Below are 18,990 nucleotides of genomic sequence, written 5' to 3'. Positions count from 1 at the left end.
ACTTATAATCACTGCTTTGCTGCCAAAGACGCAAAAGGACCTCGCATTCCACCATGTCGTGGATTTCGAGGTCCTTTGAATTGAGCATCTTTAATCCCGGGATTTTCTTCGTCTGCTTCCCGAAGCACGTTCGGCGGAAATTTGTTCCTCCACCCAACGACGATGCCCTTCGAGCTGTTCCTCGCCTGGCTGAGCTTCTCCATATCTCACAGAAGCATAACCTCGGACAAACTCCTCGCCTCCCGGCCTTTCGCCGTCGCCGCCTCTCCACTGCGCCAAGTCATGCGCAACTTCTTGCGGCGTGAGATAAGGCTGCGGCTCGTAGCCTTGGCGCATACTCCCTCGCAGCCATCTTCGATACAACCAACGCATCCGCTCTTTTCCCTCCGAAATCTCATCCCAGCCTGGCTCGGAATCGCCTTTGGCGCCACGGCGAGACTTCAGCTTGTCAGCCATCCGGTCTCTCCATTTGGTTAATGACATTAAGCTCTCGATCTCATCTGTATAAGCTCCTTCGTCTTGGCTTATAGAAGACTGTCTTTGAAGCAGCCTGTCCAGCCAATTCCTGCCTATAACAGCTAACCGCTTAACCAGCCAATATAACAAGAATAGAGCTGCGGCTATGATCAAAATCGTGACGACAATCTTGACGATTTGCTCCAGCCATACCAGCCATTGAGCGGGCTCGCCTCTCTCCATCGGCGGCATCTCAGGCTGTTGCTGCGGCGGCTGATCCGGAGGGGGCTGCGGCGGCTCCTCTCCGTTGCCCAGCCTGGCAAACAAACCTCTTAGCCCTGCCAATACAGTGTCCTCAATCCATTGCTGGATTTGCCGAAAAGCCGCAAGCACAAGCATAAAAACGGATAAGGCTACTAGCAGCCACCTATTGCGCCGACGCGCCTCAACCAGCGTCCTGGACTTGGAACCATCCACGGACTCCTTCGACAGATGGCGGTCATTCAGGATGTACAACCCCAAAAGGACAGCTAGAATGCCGCATAACGCCAAGACGATTCGCAGATCCGCAAGCTCATGAAGGAACCAATAAGAAAAAGGAATACACAACATATAAGCCAGTACTCCGACGCCCATCTTCACTGTATGGAACGACTCCGCCCAGCCTTTTCGGATCATGGCGGCTCCTTGCTCAGCCATGCCGATGCCGCAAACGATGGCCGCGATCCATAACTTGTAATCGCTAAAGCCCCCGCCAAGTCCGCCAATTACAAGGCCCGTACTGGCGGCTAAAACAAGCGAGATTAACCAACGCGACGCAATACGCATGACGGGACGGCGATCCGCAATCGCAGCAGCGACAACATATACAGCGAGCAACAACAGGCACCAAAGGATGATGAACGCTGAGGGGATGAGATACAGCCCAGCCGTCAGCCAGATCGGCATAAAAAACAATAGCTCGGCCAGCCCCTTGGCCACGTTCTTGAGAAGGGAATTCGATGATCGCCATTCGTTCATGCGCCAGCCCTTCCTTCCTGCAACGAGTCGCCATCTGCCAACGCCTTGGCGGATGGCAAAGTCCATACGGAGACGGCATGTCCAAGTCCGCGCAGACGTTCCGACTCACGCTCCAGCTCGTCATTCCAATAGGCGGATATAATGAGCAGGTCGAGGCAATTATAGCCGACTCCCGTTTCCTGCGCGAGCAGCGTACGGAACGGCTCTGTCCGCTCCAGCTTCAGCCTTGCCATCGTATCCAGCAGAATGTTCATCTGATCATGCCCGCTTCTGGGGAGTACGCGAACGGAGTCTATTTCGCCCACCTTGGCCATATTCGCCGCGAAACCGACTTCCATGCCTTCATTAATTACCGCCAGCGCCGCTCCTGCCGCCCATTCGATGCCCAGCTCGATTAGGGCCTCGTTCGTCACCGTCCGCCACATGGATTCTCCGTCTTCTACATTCACGTAGATCATCAGCGTCCGGCTCGCCGTGTAAGCGTATTGATGGACTTGCAGACTGCCCGAGCGGGCCGTTGCCTTCCAGTTGACCTGACGATAGGAATCGCCGGGCTGGTAAGCTCGGGCTCCCGCTACGACAAATGGATCAGGGACGATAAATCGTCTAACCTCCGTCTCGCCTTGCCAGCTATGATGCGGCAGCTCATGCACGGGAACGTCCGCGGCTTTGGGATATACGAGAAGCTCGCCTTGCAAGTGGATCTGCTGGGAGACGCCAATGCTCCCGAACAGATCTCCGCCCGTCATCGTAATCGAACTGAGGGTATACACACCTCTGCGGACAGGCGTCAAGCGATGCGTGCGCGTAAGCTTCGTATAGGGAGCAAGACTGAAGAAGCTGCGATGATTCTGGTAATGCTGGCCGCTGCTGACGGCGAAGTTGTCTCCGCCCCGGAACTTCAGATGAGCCGACAATTGCGATTCCGCCCTCAGCCATGGGACGGGGAGCCACTTCTCATTCGACAATTCCTCGATCAGCTCGATCTCGTCGCCGCGCACGCATGTGTTCTTCTGGAACCGTCTTGTATACTTCAAGTTTCTAAGCGAATAACGGCGGAATAACACGCCCTGCACGTATATAATAAGAGCGGCAGTCAACAGGAACCAGAAAAAAATCATGCCGTCAACCTACGGTCAGCCCGGCTTCCGCCGGCACTTCCGTTCCCTTGATGATATCGTCGATAATCCTCTCGGCTTCTCCTTGGGCTCCTCTTGCCATTCCGCGAAGCGATAATCGATGGCACATCACCGGCTTAGCCATTGCTTTTACATCATCAGGCGCGACGAAGTCCCTGCCTTTGAGAACGGCATGCACCTGAGCAGCGCGCAGAAGCGCTTGACTGCCACGCGGACTGACTCCGATCGCCACATCCTCCCGTCCCCGTGTACGCTCAACCAGCTGCAGCAAGTATCGGAGCACGTCGTCGTGAATCGGAACCGTCGCATATGCGCGCTGTGCCGCTTCAATCTCGGCTGAGCCTGCAATGGCTTCCAATCGGGCAAGCGGATCCTCCGACTTGAATCGCTTTAGCAACGCCATGCCTTCGTCCTGACTCGGATAGCCCATCCTCACCTTGAACAAGAAGCGGTCGAGCTGCGCCTCGGGCAGCGGGAACGTGCCTTGATGCTCGACGGGATTCTGCGTTGCGATGACCATAAACGGACGATCCAGCGTTTTCGTCTCTCCGTCAATGCTCACCTGTCTCTCTTCCATACATTCCAGCAAGCTGGACTGCGTGCGTGGCGTCGCACGGTTAATTTCGTCCGCCAGCAGCAAATTCGTAAAAAGCGGGCCGGCTCGGAAGACGAAGTCGTTCCGCTTCTGATCATAGAAATGAATGCCGCTGAGATCGGATGGCAGCAAATCAGGCGTAAATTGTATCCGTTTGAAGTCGAGCGACAACGATTTTGCGAACGACTTGGCCAGCATGGTTTTGCCGGTGCCCGGCACGTCCTCCAGCAGTACATGACCGGAGGTGATCAATCCGATCAACAGCAGATCAATCACATCCTCCTTGCCTACGATTACTTTCCCGATATTCGTCTTCACATCTTGCGTCAGCGTCCTGATGAAATCATATGACATCCATTCCACAGTCCCTTCTTGTTATTGACCTTGCCCTGCCCGCTCCTGCTGAAGCTTGCGGAGATCGCTCCAACGGATCATAATAACCCCTTCGTCCTTCAAATGCCGCTTGATCTCCTCATCCCGGAAAATATCGTACTCCATCACCCGCTTCGCAGGCTCCAGATGGAAGACGTTCAATTCTTCGTTAGCAACGGAAGGATGGATGATCAGCTCGGTTACGCCCGGTTGCAATCCCGACAATAAGGCTTTCATCGACGACTTGAAGCCGTCGTAGGTTTCATTCTCCTCCAGGCGGAAAGGCAGTCCCACCAAATAATCGAGAATGACCACGCCTTTGGAATCCGCGAGCGCGGCAACTTGCCTGGCCTGTTCCTCCACATGCGGCGGAGCGACCTGTCCAGGCTCCGTCGTCACAAATCTCGGGAGGCGGAACGGCAGGCCGTACGCCGCGCATACGTCCAGCACTTGCGACATAAAGTGTTTGCCTGTCTGCAGGCCGTACAGACTGCCCATATGATTGTCCGCATGGGAAGGCTGCATGCCCAGAGCTATCGCGCGTTCGACTTGATTTATCAACTCGATTTTTACTTGCTCGCCATCGGCATGCTCCTCGAACGATTTGGAATCGGCATGGAAATATCCTTCCTTCGTTACGAGCGAGGATACATCCGCATTAGTCGTAACAGGTCCCCACTTATAAGGCCCCCACTCGCTTGTGAAGGTAAAGTGGATGCCAACATCCAGATTCGGACGTTCGGCACTCCATAACGCAGCCTCTCTCGCCCAGGCACACGGCGTCATCAAAGTAGCCGAGCTGATATCGCCCGATTCCAACAAGGCCTGAGCCGCTATGTTCACAGAATGGTTTAGACCGTAATCGTCTGCATTTACTAACAGCAATCGGTCAGATTCCTTATATCCTAACGCTTGTGCAAGACTCATTCCTGATTCCTCCTAAGTAGTGTGAGTTCAAAAATCAAGAGGGTTAAACGCAAGCCATTCGCAACCAAAAGCGCAGTTGTCCACTATGTCCGCCAATACTTCCGGACCGTCCAGACCATCGCGGTAACGAACGGCGAAGTGAAGCGCTACGTCAAGTAAACGCAGCCTCATTAGCGTCGGAAGCAGATTCCTCTCTACGGAGGTGAGAGGGACCGCGGTCTGGAAGGCCCGCGCGGCGAGCTCCAACCGTTCCTTGCTTCCTGTCGCCAACTCCGGCTTCAGCAGATCAACCAGAAGGACGGCAAGCTCCATGGCACGGCAATCCATCGTGACGAATTCGAAGTCGAGAAGGCCTGAGATGGCGTCCCCGATGCTCAGCGCGTTTCCGAAGCAAATGTCGCCATGAATCCATTGCTGCGGCAATTGGGCCACGCTCATGCAAGCCTGAAGCGCGCGTTCCCTTTCTTTTTGCAAATATTCCAGCTTCGGGATCCGTTCGGCAATGCCGGCATCGCTGTCGGCAAGTCCGAGGAGCGAAGCCTTGTCCATGGAGGCATATGTCTCTGCCAAATCATAATAGGGGCTGTACCCGGAAACTGCTCTGAATTTAATGCCGCTAAGGATTCGGCTTAGCTCGCCGCATGCCGATCCGAGCGCCTCCACATGGGTACTTTTCTCTGGCGAAGGACGTTCTCCTTCTATGTAGTTAAACAGGCAAGCAAGCTTGCCATCCGGTAGTTGCGTTATTGTACTTCCATCCAGGTTGTAGACAGGACTCGGGATCCGGAACGCTAATTTCTCGTTCGAAAGCGCCTTCAACATGTCATGCTCCTGACGAACGGTATCCGCATCGCCATGGTTGTTATAGAGTCTGAGCACGTATTTGTCCATGCCGCAGCTGATGATTCGTGTCGTATTGTTCATGCCGCTGACTGCGGCATCTTCTATGCGATAAGGACCTTGCCAGCCATATCGCGACGCTGCGTTTGCCGCTTGTTGTTCAATGTCGGACACCATGCTTCTCCTCTCCGCTCGGGTAACGTTATGCTCCGCCGCGAAGCTTGTCCAGCCGCTTGCCCAGCTGCTCTTGCCAGCTGGCAGCCAGCTCTTTCGCGCTCAGCAGCTTCAGGATGGCGGACTCGTTATCCTTTTGATGATACATGATGAGATTCGCCTCCATGACGGTAATTCCGGCAGGATGGCGTTCTGCGATCTTAAGCTTCTCTCCGGCAGCCAAATATCCTTCCTTCAGCACTCGGAAATAAAAGCCGGAGTAACCCGTCTGCTGAACTCGTGCAGGCAGCTCCGGGAGCTCATTGCGAAGTCCCAGCTTGTAACAAGGCTGCCTCGGCTGGCTAACCTGCAGCAGAACTTCGCCTGCCGCTACGATATCGCCAATGCAGAGCTCCTGTTCCGTCCAGGATCCGATCGTCAGATTTTCTCCGAAGGCTCCTGGCAGAAATGGCCTTCCGAATTCGGACTCCCAGTAAGGATATCGGGCCGCGCTATATACGCATATCGCTTTGTCCGGTCCTCCATGGTTGATCAAGTCGCCTTGACCATCCCCCTCCAGGCCATTTGCACCTGCAAATACCGCATCCGTTGTTGATGCCTTGAAAATGCCGCTGAGCACCTCCTTGGCGCCATGGGCAATAAGGACGGGTTTCCCGACCTGCAGCGATAAGATGGCAGGCGTGACCGCCGTATGTACCATGCAACTGCCCCTCCTAGTAACTGTTCTATCCTTCTTATTATACGCCCAGGAGGGAGATCATGGCAAAAACTCGTTTATTTCCCGACCAAACCTGCCACCTTTCATAACTTCTCCCTTTTCGACACATTCTCCTCCCATTATTGGACGGCGCTGTCGAAACAATCTTCATTCTGTAAAAACTTGCGCTTCCCCGGGAAATGATTATTATAAACAGACCTTCATTTCCCAACCTTCCCCTTCCATTTCCCGTTACTCTCTTCCCTGTCATAATTGTCTGAACATTCTCAAGATTCTTGTGTCGACGTGTTCATAATCCCGGCTATCCTTCTCAATGGCTTGACGGTTGCTTAACCGCAATTAGGCCAGCGCCCGCAGTCCCGGCAAGCATGACGACTGCAGCAACGATACCTCCGAACGAATGAACGATACCCGCTGTCAAAATAGCGCTGAATACGAGCCAGACCAACGCCACCAAGCGGATGGCTTGCCCCCAATTCCCCAAATGCCAGGGAGGCGGCGGATCGCTGGCCCCATGTCGCGATTTAAATGCCTCTTTCGTCATCCGACGCTTGGCCGCCCCAGCCTTTCGATCCACTTGCCATCTGAGGCCGATCGGGATTGCGGCTGCTAGATGCAATAAGACAATCGAAGCCGATACAAGGGCCATAAAGCTCTCGTTTGCTTGCAATACAACTGTACTGACAAGCAGCGAGATAGCCGCCGTTGCGGCAAACCAAATCGCGTACAGGGGAGCGTTTCGTCGATAGGAGAACATCGACAGCCTGCTGCTGAACGGAATCGCTCCATCCCTCGCCAAGCTAAACGCGACTCTGGAGCAAGACGTCATTGTTTGCAGACCGCTCTGCCACAAAGAGAGGAGAATTAGCGCCGGGAGCATGTAAGAGCCTCCCCAGGCAGCGGCGGCATATTCCGTAAAACTCGTAAGTCCCGTCGTTTGAAGAACACCGTAAGCTTCCCCAAGCACCCCGCTTCCAGGCAGGGCGATAAGCGACATAAGCAGCAAAACGATCAACAAGCCTATATACGTATAGGAGCTGGACAAAAAAATTCCCCACGGGACGCGTATACGCGGCTCCACGATCTCCTCTGCTCCATGCCCGGCCCCATCCATGCCCGTAAACAAGGCAGACAGCAACAACAAACCGATGACGAACGGCAGCAGCCCGACAGGATCCGTTAAGCCGATATCCAGTCCTTGATACAAAACAACGGGAGAATAATCCCCTGGCCAGAACAACCATGTGAGCCCGGCAAGCGCCAATAACATTATGATTAATTGAAGCCATGTGCCCCCTGCTTCTATTTTCTCCGAGATTCCGGATGTATATTGCCCAATTAACGCTTGAGTCAAAACAGCTGTTGCGGCAACGATAAACAACGAAATCGCCGAGCTTTCATACCCCAATCGCGAGGCCAGCAGACCATCAGCCAAATATGCAAAGCCTCCTATAAACAATGCAAGCTTGACCATTTTTCCCGCAAGCTGAAGCCAACCCGCCCTCATCCCCCACTTGCGTCCTCCGAGCTGATAAGCGGCATGGTAGACGCCTCCTGCAGTCGGAACTCCCGAAGCCAGCTCGGCGATTGCCGCGCTGACGCAGAGTGATAACAACGCGACCAGCGGTAAGCCGAACCCAATGACAGACGGTCCGCCGGATACGAGAGCCGGACCAAATAATAAGGCGGCGCCGCCGACCATGCCCATTGCGTTAAACGACTTCGCGGCGGCGGACAGACCTCCCCCCTTACGGGGCAGAACCTGCGGCAGACCGAACCGCTGGAGCTCGCTTTTATCCTGTGCGGCTTGCATGTCCTTGCCATATGGAATCAAACTTTGGTATGTGCCGGCACGCAAGCCTCGCTGAGCCTTCCGGGCGACCAGTACACTGAACAAGCACGGAATGGCGGCAAGCAGCACGCCTAATATTGCAACGACCATCGTATCGCCTCCTACGATAATGTATGATCGCGCTTCATACAGCATGACCCTTATTGCCGGCAAATACCGCCAAGCGCACCAAGAAGCGCCCCGCCAACAGGCAGGACGCTTCAATTATTACGATATTTTATTTATGGAATCTACTATAAGTCGTTTCTACCCTTCCAGCATTGGAGCAAGCGGTCCATCCTCCGCAATGATAGCTTGCAGTTCGTAAACCGGGATAGGGAAATAAATAAAGCCGTATACGTAAGCAGCCAATTCATACAATTGGAAGTAGATCACAAGCGAACGGTCGGCAACGTAAAACGATTGCTCCGGCGAGATTGCCTTGAAAGGCTCTAGCGTTTCGATTCCCCTTGCCTTGATTCCAGCCGCCACAATCTTGCTAATTACTTCAACATAATCGCTTCCGGGCTTAAAGAGCTGTTCAAGCTCATAAGTATGGCCCGTCGAAGATCGGAACGTCAGGGAGACCTGAAGCGTCATGCCATGAGCTCCTCCCGTGTAGGCATAGTTGATCAACGACAAGCTGAATACGTCCTTTTCGTTCGTCTTGAGCTCGAAGTAGCCGATCATCTCCGCTTTGGGGTCTTCCAAGCTTCCCTGCTCGTGAACAAGCTGGCGGACATGGGCCATAATCGTTTCGTTCATAAGCAAGTCGGCGCCTGGATGAGAGCTCCCCGACACTTGCGGTATTTTAATACTGGCCTTCGGAAATGTAAATACTACCGTCCGCACGACGAGCGGATTGGGAGTAGGCATAGAAGAACACACCTTCCTGTCTTGAAAGATGCTCTATTCTATGCTCCGTTCTGCCTATTCCATTCGAGATCCATCCAAAAATGCAATTTTCCCGAAATAAGTTAATCCAACTGTCGTTTCTCTCGTTCGGTCAATCTGCGGCCGTACACATCAAGCACCAGCTGCCCTCCGTTAAGGCCGAGAATCCGGTCCGCATACCTTTCTGCCCAGTCGCCTTGATGCAGGACGGCTATGACGATAATGCCTTCATCCTTGCATAGCGCTTTCAACTCGCCCAGCACGGCATCCGCCGCATGCGGATCAAGTCCGGATACCGGCTCGTCCGCCACGATTACCTTTGCACCGTGCACAAGCGCCCTGGCAATCGCCATTCGCTGACGTTCGCCGCCGCTGAGATGCTTCGCTTTCATATGGGCCTTGTCGATCAAACCGCGCTTCTCGATCATGTCCATGGCGCCCATGTAATCGTCATTGCGCATCATGCCTGTCCATCGTCTCCACGCGGGTGTCTGACTGACGGAACCGATAATGACGTTTTTGAGACCTGTTTTGTCCGGATTCAAGTAAGGCTTCTCTTCCAGATAGGCTACCTGGCGTTTGACCTTCATCTTGGCAGACCAGCCGCCCCCGAGCACGTCCTTGCCGTCGAAATGATAGCTTCCGCTCGACCATGCTTCCTGCAAGGCAAGACATTTCAGCAGCATCGACTTGCCGCTGCCGCTGCTTCCTTTCACCGCGATAAAATCCCCTTCGTAAGCATCGAAGCTGATGTCGCTGAGTACTTTCGGTCCTCCGGGAATACGTTTCGTCAATCCTTTTATCCGTAGCATCTTCCGCTCCCTTTCTGTCGCTGCAAAAGCTTCTATAAATCTAGTTTACGTGAAATAAAAAACACTTTCCACCCGAACAAATGTTTGGTATAATAAAAATAGGAACAAACGTTCTAAAACTTCATAAACCCTATAAGGAGGCTAGATCACCATGAAGACCAACTGTGAGAATTTCCGCTATGTCGAGAAAGCACGTCCACACCGAGATTTGACTTTCAAGTTTTACAATGACGGGAAACTTGTTATCATCGATAACAACACGGAGGAGGTGATACGCCCCAAGGATTTAAGGGGAGATAGCCGTGACTTCTACGTACGCAAGCGCATCGCATTCATTAAAAATGTCGTGGCTGCTTCGCAATTGAAATACGCTTAATTCCGACTTGATTTATTATATAGGAATAAGGGGCTGTTCAAGTCAATGCGACTTTGACAGCCCCTTTGTTGTAGCGCTTAAGCAACATAGCGATCAGGCGATTCCCGTTATGGGAACGGCTTCCCTTGGCTAACTCTGCTGCTTGTTAATGCCATTTAAGCTTGGCGGGCGTTTAGCCCCCTTCTCCGCTTTGACCGTCACTTCCGGTTCGTTGATGCTGGATTCGTTGTAAAGGTTGTCCTTTTTGTTGCTTTTGTTATGCGGCATGTCCTCACCTCCACTACCATTATGCGAAGGTGAGGACCAATCTATGTAGCTCCTCTGGATTGACTCTGCAATGGCTTTACGGTAGATTGATCATACACAGCTATACCCTTGCCAAAGGAGACTGCACATATGAAACAACAGATCCTGTTCGATCTCGACGACACGCTTATCTATTGCAACAAATACTTTTTCTTCGTAGTGGACCAATTCGTTGACTCCATGACCACCTGGTTTCAAGGGTACGAGGTCGTAACGGCTGACTCCGTAAGGGAGATGCAGCACGAAATCGATGTTGCTCTTATTGGGAACAGCGGCTTCAAGAGCGAACATTTCCCACAATCCTTTATTGATACCTACGCGTATTACAGCGATCTGACCGGACGCAAGCGCTCAGCCGTGGAAGTCGATTTCCTGTGGAAGCTGGGTCTTGGCGTCTACGAACATCAGACAGAGCCTTATCCCCATATGGAGCAGACGCTTGACGCGCTGGCCGAGGCGGGACATGAGCTTCATCTCTATACAGGCGGAGAGCTGCTTATCCAACGCCGCAAGATCGAGCAGATGAATCTGGAGCGTTACTTCGGCTCGCGCATCTACATTCGCCAACTGAAAAACAACGATGCCTTGGAGCAAATCCTGAAGAACAGCGATTTCGATCGGAAACACACCTGGATGATCGGCAACTCCATCCGTACGGACGTCGTACCGGCGTTAACAGCCGGCATCCACGCCATTCATATGCGGACATTGGAGGAATGGCAGTACAACGTCATTGGCATTAACGTGCAGCCTAAAGGCGCGTTCCTGACGCTGGATCATCTGCAAGATGTTCCTCCGGCGATTCACCGCTTTATTGGCAAATAATAAATAAAGGTACACAAACTAATTCTCAACAGCCAACTCGCCGTTTGCGGCGTTTCGAACGACAATGCGGCCTTCGATGCTGCTGCCGTCATCCAGGACCAGCTTCAGCTTGGCTGTCTTGCCTTTCTCCGCAAGCGCCTTGACCTGCGCCTCCGTCAAGTTTCGGCCGAAGCTTTCCTTCCAGATGACGAACTTGCAGCCGCTGCGATAATTGGAGCAGCCATAGCCTTTGCGTCCCATAAAGAGGCGACCGCCGCAGCCCGGTCTCGGACACGCCGCTATAGTCCGGGGCTCTCCGTCCTGGACCTGCTCCGAAGATTTACTCGTTGTTTTTGACGCTGTTTTTACTGCTGTTCGACTCGCTGCTTTTACAGCTCCACTGGCGGCTACGCCGGTCTCGCTTCTCCCTGCGGCTCCAGTTCTCCCTCTTGTAGATGAGCGTGGTCCACGAGCCGCCCCTTTTCCTCTGCCGCGCTCCGCCGACTGCTCAGACCCAAATGCCGCTACATCCGCACGCGACTGCAGTCTGACCTTCTCCACAATCATAGTGGCGAACTTCTTCACGTTGTCCATGAACTGCAGATTGGATGCCCCTCCGCGCGCAATTTCAGTCAGTCGTTTCTCCCACATCCCCGTCATTTCGGGTGAAGTAAGCAGCTCTACGCCAGCCGCACGGATGAGCTCGATGGCCGTCCTACCCTTCTGCGTGACCAAAATCCTTTTGCCTTGCATCTCGATGTAACCCACATTTTTAAGCCGTTCTATCGTGGCCGCGCGCGTCGCAGGCGTTCCGAGCCCGGAATCCTTCATGGCATCTCGAACTTCCTCATCCTCGATCTGCTTGCCTGCGCTTTCCATCGCTTTAAGCAGCGTGCCTTCCGTATAAGCTTTGGGAGGCTGAGTGTCCTTCTCCTTCATCGCCGCATTCCGGCACAACACGGGACGATCGCGGTCAAGATTAAAGGGCTCGTTCACTTCGTCTTCTTGCACGGCATCCTCTTCTTTGCCCTTCTTCGTGCTTTTCTCATTGCCTTTGCTCTGGTCCGCATAAATCGCCTTCCAGCCCAAACTGAGCAATTCCTTTACGTTCGTTTTGAAGTTTTCTCCCTCTACCTCCGTCACAACGGTATGCGTTTTATATTCCGCTGCCGGATAGAAGTGGGACAAGAATCTTCGGACGATCAGATCGTACAACTTCTGTTCATCGGGGGACAATCCTCCGGCTTTGCGATTGGTAGGCAAAATCGCATGATGATCCTCGACCTTGGCGGGATTGCATACGAACTTATTCCCCTTATGGACCAGGGAACGGTTCGCGCCTTCGGCCCATTCGTTATAGGTCGTCCCTTTTAACGATTGCAAGGTTTTATGCATCTCAGGGATGTTCTGTTCCGTCACGTAGTTAGAGTTGGTTCTCGGATAAGAAATGACCTTGTGTTTCTCGTACAAGGATTGGGCGGTGTCTAACGTCTTTTTGGCCGAGAAGCCGTACTTGCCGTTCGCTTCCCTCTGCAGCAAGGTCAGGTCATACAGCTTGAACGGGTATTCCTTGACATCCTTGATCTCGTAGGTGGTAATCCTCCCCGATTTGCCCTTTACCTTGGCCGCAATCGCTTCTGCTTTTTCCTTCTCCGTCATCCGTTCGCCTTGCCACATCCCCCGATACGTCGTATCGTCCTGGATGAAGGTCGCCTCCACCTCAAAATATTTCAGGGACGTAAACGCCTCGATCGTTTTCTGCCGATCGTAAATTAGGGCCAGCACGGGAGTCTGCACGCGCCCTACGGAAAGCAGGACATTATGCTTCGTCGTAAACGCGCGCGAGCCGTTCATGCCGATCAGCCAGTCCGCTTCGCTGCGCGCGGTGGCAGCCTTGGTCAGATTGTCATACTCGCTGCCTTCCTTTAGCTCCGCGAATCCTTTGCGAATCGTCTCCGGCGTCAAATCGGAGATCCAGAGCCGCTTAACGGGCTGCTTCAGCTTCAAGTGACGTTGAATAAGCGAGAAGATGTATTGCCCTTCCCGCCCGGCATCGCAGCCATTTACAAGCGAGCCGCATCGCTTGGCCAGCTCCCCGATGACTTTAAGCTGGTCGATCGTTTTGCGATTGGGCACTAGCTTGAATTGATCAGGAATAATGGGTAAATGCTGAATATTCCACTTCTTATATTTCTCATCATAAGCGTCGGGCTCAGCGAGTCCGATTAAATGACCGATCGCCCATGTAATGATATACTGTTCGCCTTCGATATAAGTTCGATGATTTTTCGCCTTCGGTTCAATAGCGGAAGCGATGTTGCGTCCCATATCCGGCTTTTCTGCAATGACCAGCGTCTTCATCATGAGCTCCGCTCCCTCTCTTGCTTCATTCCAGGCTGCTAGGATCCATCCAATGACATTACAATGTCACGCATGATCAAGCTGACGCCTTTCGACCAGTTTGGATCCTCCGCGTATTCTCTGTTAATCCAGACAATAGGATCCACATCCGACGGCCTGTCCTTGCTGAGACGATTAATCGTCCTAGCGGCTATAGCCGATGATTGTTCGATATTCGTATTAAACTCTTCCCAGCTGTGGAAGACGTTAAATGGATTATTCGCAATTTGTTTGGCCTTCTTGTGAGTGACAGGCACGAACCCCTGCTCTTGCCCCGTAATCGCGAACAGCAATGCAGGATGAATGTCGAATTGCTCCGCGGTGTTTAGAATCGCATCCAAATAATGCTTTTCCGCCAATAACGAATTCCGTTCACTTAAATAAGCCATTAACCGTTCCCGATCGACTTCAGCATACCGCAATCCGGCAGGCAATTCGTTAAGAGCGGCCGGTGGAGCCTCGACAAGCTGCTGATCAGGCACTGGTACAACGACGGAAGGACGCCCTCCTTGCAGGATGGGGGTTGCTGACTGCCACGTATATAAGGTAATAGATGCAACGATTAGCAGACATAGAAGGCCATACGTTAGCACTCGCCGACGCATGCGTTTGTTATGACTGTCTGGCATTGCAGCCGCGTTAATCGGAGACTCGCTTGACCAATCCCTTATTCCGATCTCCGCAGTACTTAATTCTGCAGTTGATTGCAGCTTGCGCTCCTGCTCCCTGACCCACCGATCAAGAGGCCGGCGTATCGCTTCATCATTGTGATCAAGCTCTATACATAGTTGGAAAATATCATCGCTGCAGACAGATCGATTCTCCTCTAATACGATCGTACGGATCAGTTGGCTTGTTAATGCATGTTTAACAGCCCCGTCGAAATCGGGAAGCTGTCTGTAAATGATTCGCGATACCGCATCGGCAACGATCTCAGCGCGCTTGCGGCTTGGCATCCCGGCGTATTTGTTCAATACGTAATTTCGTATCTGGCGTACGTCCCGAGGTGTAAGCACATAAGCTTGATCGGCTGTCATCCGCAGTTCCCCTCCTACGAATCTCTTACACCGATTCTACCATAACTTCCCTGCTTACGGCGAAGTTAGATTGGCGATTTCGCTTTGAACCGCTTCGCTGGCAATAAAAGCAGCAATTTGCTCCTTCTCCCCCACTGTGAAGCCGTATTCGCAGTCGCAATCCTCATCTTGCGGCAGCATTTGTACGACGGTCCCGTCATGCGTGCAGATGACCCATATCGTAAAGGCGATCATATCGCTTGGGACCGATGTCTCTTCCTCCAGCCCAGGCTGCAAGTAAATATCGACCCATTGTTCATCCCTGCGCTCGATACGGAATTCGAAGGAGCTGAATTTGAGCTCGGCGACCGTATCCAATCCATATTTGATCATCGTTCATTCCTCGCTTTCTATACGATAATACCATAAAAGCAAGAAAAAGCGCCCGAGGGCGCTTTTACCTTCTCTTGACTCTTCCATGTCCTATGGAAGACGTTCCTCGGCTGCGTTAAGGCAGCATTGAGGAACCCATCAAATATTTATCAACTTCGCGAGCTACCTCGCGACCTTCGTTAATCGCCCATACGACAAGGCTTTGTCCGCGGCGCATATCGCCTGCAGCGAATACTTTATCAACGTTGGTGCTGTATTCGCCGTATTTCGCTTTGACGTTGGAACGGCGATCTTGCTCTAGACCGAGCTGGTCGATCAGCGTCGACTCCGGTCCTTCGAAGCCTACCGCGATGAAAACCAGATCTGCCGGCCATACTTTTTCCGTACCCGGGATGTCCTTGTAGATTCTGCGCCCCGTCTCATCGACCGTACGTTCGATTTGAACGGTGTGCAGTTCCTTTAGATTGCCGTTTTCGTCGCCTACGAACTTCTTCGTAAGGACGGAGAAAGCACGGGGATCATCGCCGTACAACGCTTTGGCTTCTTCTTGTGCGTAATCCAGCGTATACACATTCGGGAATTGCGGCCAAGGATTTTTGATCGGATCGCGCGTAAGCGGCGCCTTGCCGACCGTGCCAAATTGCGTAATCGACTTGCAGCCATGGCGCAATGCCGTTGCGACACAGTCTGTTCCTGTATCGCCGCCGCCGATAACGATCACGTTTTTGTCCTTGGCGGAGAGGTATTTGCCATCCTCCAGATTGGAATCCAGATAGCTTTTGATCGTACCGTTCAAGTAATCCATCGCCATATGAACGCCGTTTAGATCGCGGCCTTCGATCTCTACGTCGCGCGCCTTCGTAGCGCCTCCGCATAGAACGACAGCGTCGAACTGCGCAAGAAGCTCACTTGCTGCAATATCCTTGCCGATCTCGGTATTCGTCACGAACTCGATGCCTTCTTCGATCATCAGATCAACACGTCGTTGTACGACATGTTTTTCCAGCTTCATTGTCGGGATGCCGTAAGTGAGCAAGCCGCCGATACGGTCAGCGCGCTCGTACACCGTTACTGTATGCCCGGCTTTGTTGAGCTGTGCCGCCGCAGCCATCCCGGCAGGGCCGGATCCCACGACGGCAACTCGTTTGCCTGTACGCATTTTAGGCGGTTGCGGAACAACCCAACCTTCTTCGAAACCACGATCGATGATCGCTTGCTCGATCGTCTTGATTGTAACGGCATCGCCGATCAGGCCTACCGTGCAAGAACCTTCGCATGGAGCAGGACAAACGCGGCCGGTAAATTCCGGGAAATTATTTGTTTTGTGCAGGCGTTCCAGCGCTTCGCGCCATAACCCTCTATAGATCAAGTTATTCCATTCTGGTATGAGATTGTTGACCGGACAGCCGGAGACGGATCCAGCCAGCTCTATGCCCGTATGGCAGTAAGGAGTGCCGCAGTCCATGCAGCGCGCGCCTTGCGTGCGAAGCTGCTCGTCTGACAGATGCTTGTGGAACTCGTTCCAATCTTTAATGCGCTCAATCGGGTCGCGATCGGCTGGCAGTTCGCGCTGATATTCCATAAATCCCGTTGGTGTAGACATGATCGCTATTCCTCCATCCGTATTCCCGTTTGCTGCATCTCCTGCTCTCTCTAAAAATATATCGGGAATCCATTCATTTTTCAACCGTTTCAACCCGTTGTAAATTTCGGTAACTATAATATAATATCCTAGCATTCCGGTGACGGGATGGTTAATGGATTATCCGTACAATCATTTGCACTTATTGACAAATCGTTCGTCAAATCATGTCTACACCGCAGGAAGCAGTCAAATTCATCTATAGTCGCTCATGGGTTACGAAAGTGAAGGCGTAGGCATTGCGTTCATCCGGCTCCTTGCGATCGCCGACGATACGCCGCCATTCCTTTGGATTGAATTCGGGGAAAGCTGCGTCTCCACCTATGATCTCTGTCTCAACTTCCGTCAGCAATATTTTGTTTGCGTAAGGAAGGAACTGCGCGTAAATGTCGGAGCCTCCGATAATCATCAGCTCTTCGTCCTCCGGGATCAATCGAAGCGCTTCTTCAACGGAATGAACAATCTCGCTGCCCGGAAGCTCGAGGTCTGTCTGACGGGTCAATACAATATTGCGTCGATTGGGAAGCGGCTTGCCGCCTAGCGATTCGAATGTTTTGCGTCCCATCAATACGGTCTTTCCCAAAGTGTTCGCTTTGAAAAAAGCCATCTCCGCAGGAAGCTTCCATGGCATGGCATTGCCCTTGCCTATTGTACGATTGCGGTCCATCGCCGCGATTAATGTTATGGTCAATGTTCTAACCTCTCTTCCGGGGCATCAGACTGCTACCGGCGCTTTGATCGCCGGATGCGGATCATAACCTTCCAATAACAAGTCCGAAAGCTCGAACTGGAATACAGAACACTTGTCCGGATTTATGCGCAAGATCGGCAACGCTTTTGGCTCGCGGCTCAACTGAGCTTCGATTTGCTCCAAATGATTGCTATAAATATGCGCGTCTCCCAGCGTATGGACAAAGTCACCGACTTCCAAGCCGCATTCGTGCGCCACTAGATGCGTCAGGAGTGCGTAGCTTGCTATATTAAACGGGATGCCCAAGAAGATGTCGCCGCTGCGCTGATACAGCTGACAGGACAGCTTGCCTTCCGCCACGTAGAATTGGAACATCGTGTGGCACGGCGGCAAAGCCATGGTCGGCACATCCTCCGGATTCCAGGCCGATACGATTAATCTGCGCGAATCCGGATTGCTCTTGATCGTGCGGATGACATCGCCAAGCTGATCGATCGTCTCCCCCCGCGCGGTCTTCCATGCCCGCCATTGTTTCCCGTAGACATCCCCTAGCTCGCCATAACGCTCGGCAAACGACTCGTCTTCCAGAATTTTGGACTTGAAGGCAGCCATCTCCAGCTTGTACGCCTCCGCGAACGTTTCATCCCGTTGGGAGCGCAGGCCGAAGTCGGTCATATCTGGACCCGAATATTCGCTGCTTTCCACCCATCGCTTAAACGCCCATTCATTCCATATATTGTTGTTGTTTTGCAACAAATATCGGATGTTTGTATCGCCTCGCATGAACCAGAACAGCTCGCTCGCAATCATTTTAAAGGATACGCGTTTTGTTGTTAATAATGGAAAACCTTCCGACAGCGGGAATCTCATCTGATAGCCGAACGTCGAAATCGTGCCCGTACCCGTTCGGTCTTCCTTGCGGACGCCATTTTTGAGCACGTCTCGCAGCAACTGCAAATATTGGTTTTCGCTGCTCATAACCCTATCGCTCCTTGCTTATTTATCCCAGTATTATATCACGCCTTTGACGTTCTGTCGCTCTTGCGAGCCTTCCGAAGCTCATGTCTCGCCGGAGCGCTGGCATGAAGCTGACGTTCCAATTCCGACTCGGGGAACACTTTGGATATCTCGGCAGGCTTGCCGTTCTCATCCAGTGCCACAAAGGTAAAGAAAGCAGTAACAGTCGTTTTACGTGAGCCTGTGTACAAATTTTCGGAGTTCACGGACACATAAATTTCCATGGAGCTGCGTCTGGTCCACGTCACGAATGCTTCCACTTCAATAACCTCGCCTACATGGATAGGAGCGAGAAAATCAAGGCTGTCTGTCGACGCAGTCACAACCCGCATGCGAGCGTGCCTCATGGCGGATATGGCCGCAACTTTGTCCATGTATTCCATAAGCTTGCCGCCGAACATTGTATCATGATGATTAGTATCCAGGGGGAAGATGAGCTGTGTCATCAACGTTCTGGAGTCTTTGGACGGTTTGGCTGGAAGCTGAACCTTTTCGTTGCTTTCAGACATCATGTTATCCATCTCCTTACGATCATTAACGCCGTTAACGAAAAGATTGACAATGAGC

19 protein-coding genes are annotated in these 18,990 nt (G+C 52.5%); 2 read left to right on the top strand and 17 right to left on the bottom strand.

Going from position 1 to position 18,990, the window contains the following annotated elements; translation table 11 throughout:
- Positions 1-90 precede the first annotated feature (90 nt).
- The 9 genes from PAT3040_RS12390 to PAT3040_RS12350 form a co-directional block, all read right to left on the bottom strand.
- Positions 91-1,476, bottom strand: coding sequence for a DUF4129 domain-containing protein (locus tag PAT3040_RS12390; protein ID WP_181376587.1), 1,386 nt, complete (start codon positions 1,474-1,476; stop codon positions 91-93).
- Positions 1,473-2,597, bottom strand: a complete 1,125-nt coding sequence (locus PAT3040_RS12385; protein ID WP_108992894.1) for a DUF58 domain-containing protein — start codon at positions 2,595-2,597, stop codon at positions 1,473-1,475. The genes PAT3040_RS12390 and PAT3040_RS12385 overlap by 4 nt, the downstream gene beginning before the upstream one ends.
- 4 nt (positions 2,598-2,601) lie before the next feature.
- Complete coding sequence (locus tag PAT3040_RS12380) at positions 2,602-3,564, bottom strand: AAA family ATPase (RefSeq protein WP_108992893.1); 963 nt, start codon at positions 3,562-3,564, stop codon at positions 2,602-2,604.
- A gap of 21 nt (positions 3,565-3,585) precedes the next feature.
- A complete protein-coding gene (locus tag PAT3040_RS12375) occupies positions 3,586-4,509 on the bottom strand; it encodes a polysaccharide deacetylase family protein (protein WP_087569254.1) in 924 nt (307 codons plus the stop codon).
- A 27-nt stretch (positions 4,510-4,536) separates the two neighbouring features.
- Positions 4,537-5,526, bottom strand: a complete 990-nt coding sequence (locus tag PAT3040_RS12370; RefSeq protein WP_108992892.1) for a phosphotransferase — start codon at positions 5,524-5,526, stop codon at positions 4,537-4,539.
- A 25-nt stretch (positions 5,527-5,551) separates the two neighbouring features.
- A complete protein-coding gene (locus PAT3040_RS12365) occupies positions 5,552-6,223 on the bottom strand; it encodes an MOSC domain-containing protein (protein ID WP_108992891.1) in 672 nt (223 codons plus the stop codon).
- 328 nt (positions 6,224-6,551) lie between these two features.
- The gene (locus tag PAT3040_RS12360; RefSeq protein ID WP_181376586.1) at positions 6,552-8,183 is read right to left on the bottom strand and encodes an amino acid permease; all 1,632 of its coding nucleotides are present in this window, start codon (positions 8,181-8,183) and stop codon (positions 6,552-6,554) included.
- Between the two features lie 156 nt (positions 8,184-8,339).
- Positions 8,340-8,948, bottom strand: coding sequence for a DUF3298 and DUF4163 domain-containing protein (locus tag PAT3040_RS12355; protein ID WP_108992889.1), 609 nt, complete (start codon positions 8,946-8,948; stop codon positions 8,340-8,342).
- Positions 8,949-9,049: 101 nt separating this feature from the next.
- Positions 9,050-9,778 carry a phosphonate ABC transporter ATP-binding protein gene (locus tag PAT3040_RS12350; protein WP_108992888.1) on the bottom strand — a complete coding sequence of 243 codons (729 nt, stop codon included), beginning with the start codon at positions 9,776-9,778 and terminating at the stop codon, positions 9,050-9,052.
- 151 nt (positions 9,779-9,929) lie between these two features.
- Here PAT3040_RS12350 and PAT3040_RS12345 point away from each other — a divergent pair, with 151 nt between their 5' ends.
- On the top strand, positions 9,930-10,154 hold the full coding sequence (locus tag PAT3040_RS12345) for a hypothetical protein (RefSeq protein ID WP_108992887.1): 225 nt from the start codon (positions 9,930-9,932) through the stop codon (positions 10,152-10,154).
- A 129-nt stretch (positions 10,155-10,283) separates the two neighbouring features.
- On the opposite strand, the gene PAT3040_RS36980 is transcribed toward PAT3040_RS12345, so the two are convergent.
- Positions 10,284-10,421, bottom strand: coding sequence for a hypothetical protein (locus tag PAT3040_RS36980; protein ID WP_179215653.1), 138 nt, complete (start codon positions 10,419-10,421; stop codon positions 10,284-10,286).
- 129 nt (positions 10,422-10,550) lie between these two features.
- Here PAT3040_RS36980 and PAT3040_RS12340 point away from each other — a divergent pair, with 129 nt between their 5' ends.
- The gene (locus PAT3040_RS12340; protein ID WP_087569261.1) at positions 10,551-11,285 is read left to right on the top strand and encodes an HAD family hydrolase; all 735 of its coding nucleotides are present in this window, start codon (positions 10,551-10,553) and stop codon (positions 11,283-11,285) included.
- Positions 11,286-11,303: 18 nt separating this feature from the next.
- Here the strand turns inward: PAT3040_RS12340 and PAT3040_RS12335 are convergent, their stop codons facing one another.
- The 7 genes from PAT3040_RS12335 to PAT3040_RS12305 all read right to left on the bottom strand — a co-directional run bounded on the left by PAT3040_RS12335 (position 11,304) and on the right by PAT3040_RS12305 (position 18,935).
- Positions 11,304-13,625 carry a type IA DNA topoisomerase gene (locus PAT3040_RS12335; RefSeq protein ID WP_108992926.1) on the bottom strand — a complete coding sequence of 774 codons (2,322 nt, stop codon included), beginning with the start codon at positions 13,623-13,625 and terminating at the stop codon, positions 11,304-11,306.
- A 38-nt stretch (positions 13,626-13,663) separates the two neighbouring features.
- The gene (locus PAT3040_RS12330) at positions 13,664-14,701 is read right to left on the bottom strand and encodes a glucosaminidase domain-containing protein (RefSeq protein WP_108992886.1); all 1,038 of its coding nucleotides are present in this window, start codon (positions 14,699-14,701) and stop codon (positions 13,664-13,666) included.
- 54 nt (positions 14,702-14,755) lie between these two features.
- Positions 14,756-15,073: a hypothetical protein gene (locus PAT3040_RS12325; RefSeq protein WP_108992885.1), complete on the bottom strand. Its 318-nt coding sequence runs from the start codon at positions 15,071-15,073 to the stop codon at positions 14,756-14,758.
- Between the two features lie 115 nt (positions 15,074-15,188).
- The gene (locus PAT3040_RS12320; RefSeq protein WP_087569265.1) at positions 15,189-16,676 is read right to left on the bottom strand and encodes a glutamate synthase subunit beta; all 1,488 of its coding nucleotides are present in this window, start codon (positions 16,674-16,676) and stop codon (positions 15,189-15,191) included.
- 238 nt (positions 16,677-16,914) lie between these two features.
- A complete protein-coding gene (locus PAT3040_RS12315; protein ID WP_108992884.1) occupies positions 16,915-17,406 on the bottom strand; it encodes a dihydrofolate reductase in 492 nt (163 codons plus the stop codon).
- A gap of 24 nt (positions 17,407-17,430) precedes the next feature.
- Positions 17,431-18,384: a thymidylate synthase gene (locus PAT3040_RS12310; RefSeq protein ID WP_108992883.1), complete on the bottom strand. Its 954-nt coding sequence runs from the start codon at positions 18,382-18,384 to the stop codon at positions 17,431-17,433.
- Between the two features lie 38 nt (positions 18,385-18,422).
- The gene (locus PAT3040_RS12305; protein ID WP_087569362.1) at positions 18,423-18,935 is read right to left on the bottom strand and encodes an acyl-CoA thioesterase; all 513 of its coding nucleotides are present in this window, start codon (positions 18,933-18,935) and stop codon (positions 18,423-18,425) included.
- Between the last annotated feature and the right edge of the window lie 55 nt (positions 18,936-18,990).

Source organism: Paenibacillus agaridevorans, assembly GCF_003112455.1.
In the GTDB taxonomy this organism is placed as follows: domain Bacteria; phylum Bacillota; class Bacilli; order Paenibacillales; family Paenibacillaceae; genus Pristimantibacillus; species Pristimantibacillus agaridevorans.
This window is presented reverse-complemented; position numbering and strand designations above follow the sequence as displayed.

Bases quoted from the DNA above. Each gene is read 5' to 3' on its own strand.
- PAT3040_RS36980 (WP_179215653.1), bottom strand. From the start codon at position 10,421: ATGCCGCATAACAAAAGCAACAAAAAGGACAACCTTTACAACGAATCC.
- PAT3040_RS12360 (WP_181376586.1), bottom strand. From the start codon at position 8,183: ATGGTCGTTGCAATATTAGGCGTGCTGCTTGCCGCCATTCCGTGCTTG.
- PAT3040_RS12330 (WP_108992886.1), bottom strand. From the start codon at position 14,701: ATGACAGCCGATCAAGCTTATGTGCTTACACCTCGGGACGTACGCCAG.
- PAT3040_RS12325 (WP_108992885.1), bottom strand. From the start codon at position 15,073: ATGATCAAATATGGATTGGATACGGTCGCCGAGCTCAAATTCAGCTCC.
- PAT3040_RS12365 (WP_108992891.1), bottom strand. From the start codon at position 6,223: ATGGTACATACGGCGGTCACGCCTGCCATCTTATCGCTGCAGGTCGGG.
- PAT3040_RS12350 (WP_108992888.1), bottom strand. From the start codon at position 9,778: ATGCTACGGATAAAAGGATTGACGAAACGTATTCCCGGAGGACCGAAA.
- PAT3040_RS12310 (WP_108992883.1), bottom strand. From the start codon at position 18,384: ATGAGCAGCGAAAACCAATATTTGCAGTTGCTGCGAGACGTGCTCAAA.
- PAT3040_RS12380 (WP_108992893.1), bottom strand. From the start codon at position 3,564: ATGTCATATGATTTCATCAGGACGCTGACGCAAGATGTGAAGACGAAT.
- PAT3040_RS12370 (WP_108992892.1), bottom strand. From the start codon at position 5,526: ATGGTGTCCGACATTGAACAACAAGCGGCAAACGCAGCGTCGCGATAT.
- PAT3040_RS12345 (WP_108992887.1), top strand. From the start codon at position 9,930: ATGAAGACCAACTGTGAGAATTTCCGCTATGTCGAGAAAGCACGTCCA.
- PAT3040_RS12375 (WP_087569254.1), bottom strand. From the start codon at position 4,509: ATGAGTCTTGCACAAGCGTTAGGATATAAGGAATCTGACCGATTGCTG.
- PAT3040_RS12355 (WP_108992889.1), bottom strand. From the start codon at position 8,948: ATGCCTACTCCCAATCCGCTCGTCGTGCGGACGGTAGTATTTACATTT.
- PAT3040_RS12305 (WP_087569362.1), bottom strand. From the start codon at position 18,935: ATGATGTCTGAAAGCAACGAAAAGGTTCAGCTTCCAGCCAAACCGTCC.
- PAT3040_RS12340 (WP_087569261.1), top strand. From the start codon at position 10,551: ATGAAACAACAGATCCTGTTCGATCTCGACGACACGCTTATCTATTGC.
- PAT3040_RS12335 (WP_108992926.1), bottom strand. From the start codon at position 13,625: ATGAAGACGCTGGTCATTGCAGAAAAGCCGGATATGGGACGCAACATC.
- PAT3040_RS12320 (WP_087569265.1), bottom strand. From the start codon at position 16,676: ATGTCTACACCAACGGGATTTATGGAATATCAGCGCGAACTGCCAGCC.
- PAT3040_RS12385 (WP_108992894.1), bottom strand. From the start codon at position 2,597: ATGATTTTTTTCTGGTTCCTGTTGACTGCCGCTCTTATTATATACGTG.
- PAT3040_RS12390 (WP_181376587.1), bottom strand. From the start codon at position 1,476: ATGAACGAATGGCGATCATCGAATTCCCTTCTCAAGAACGTGGCCAAG.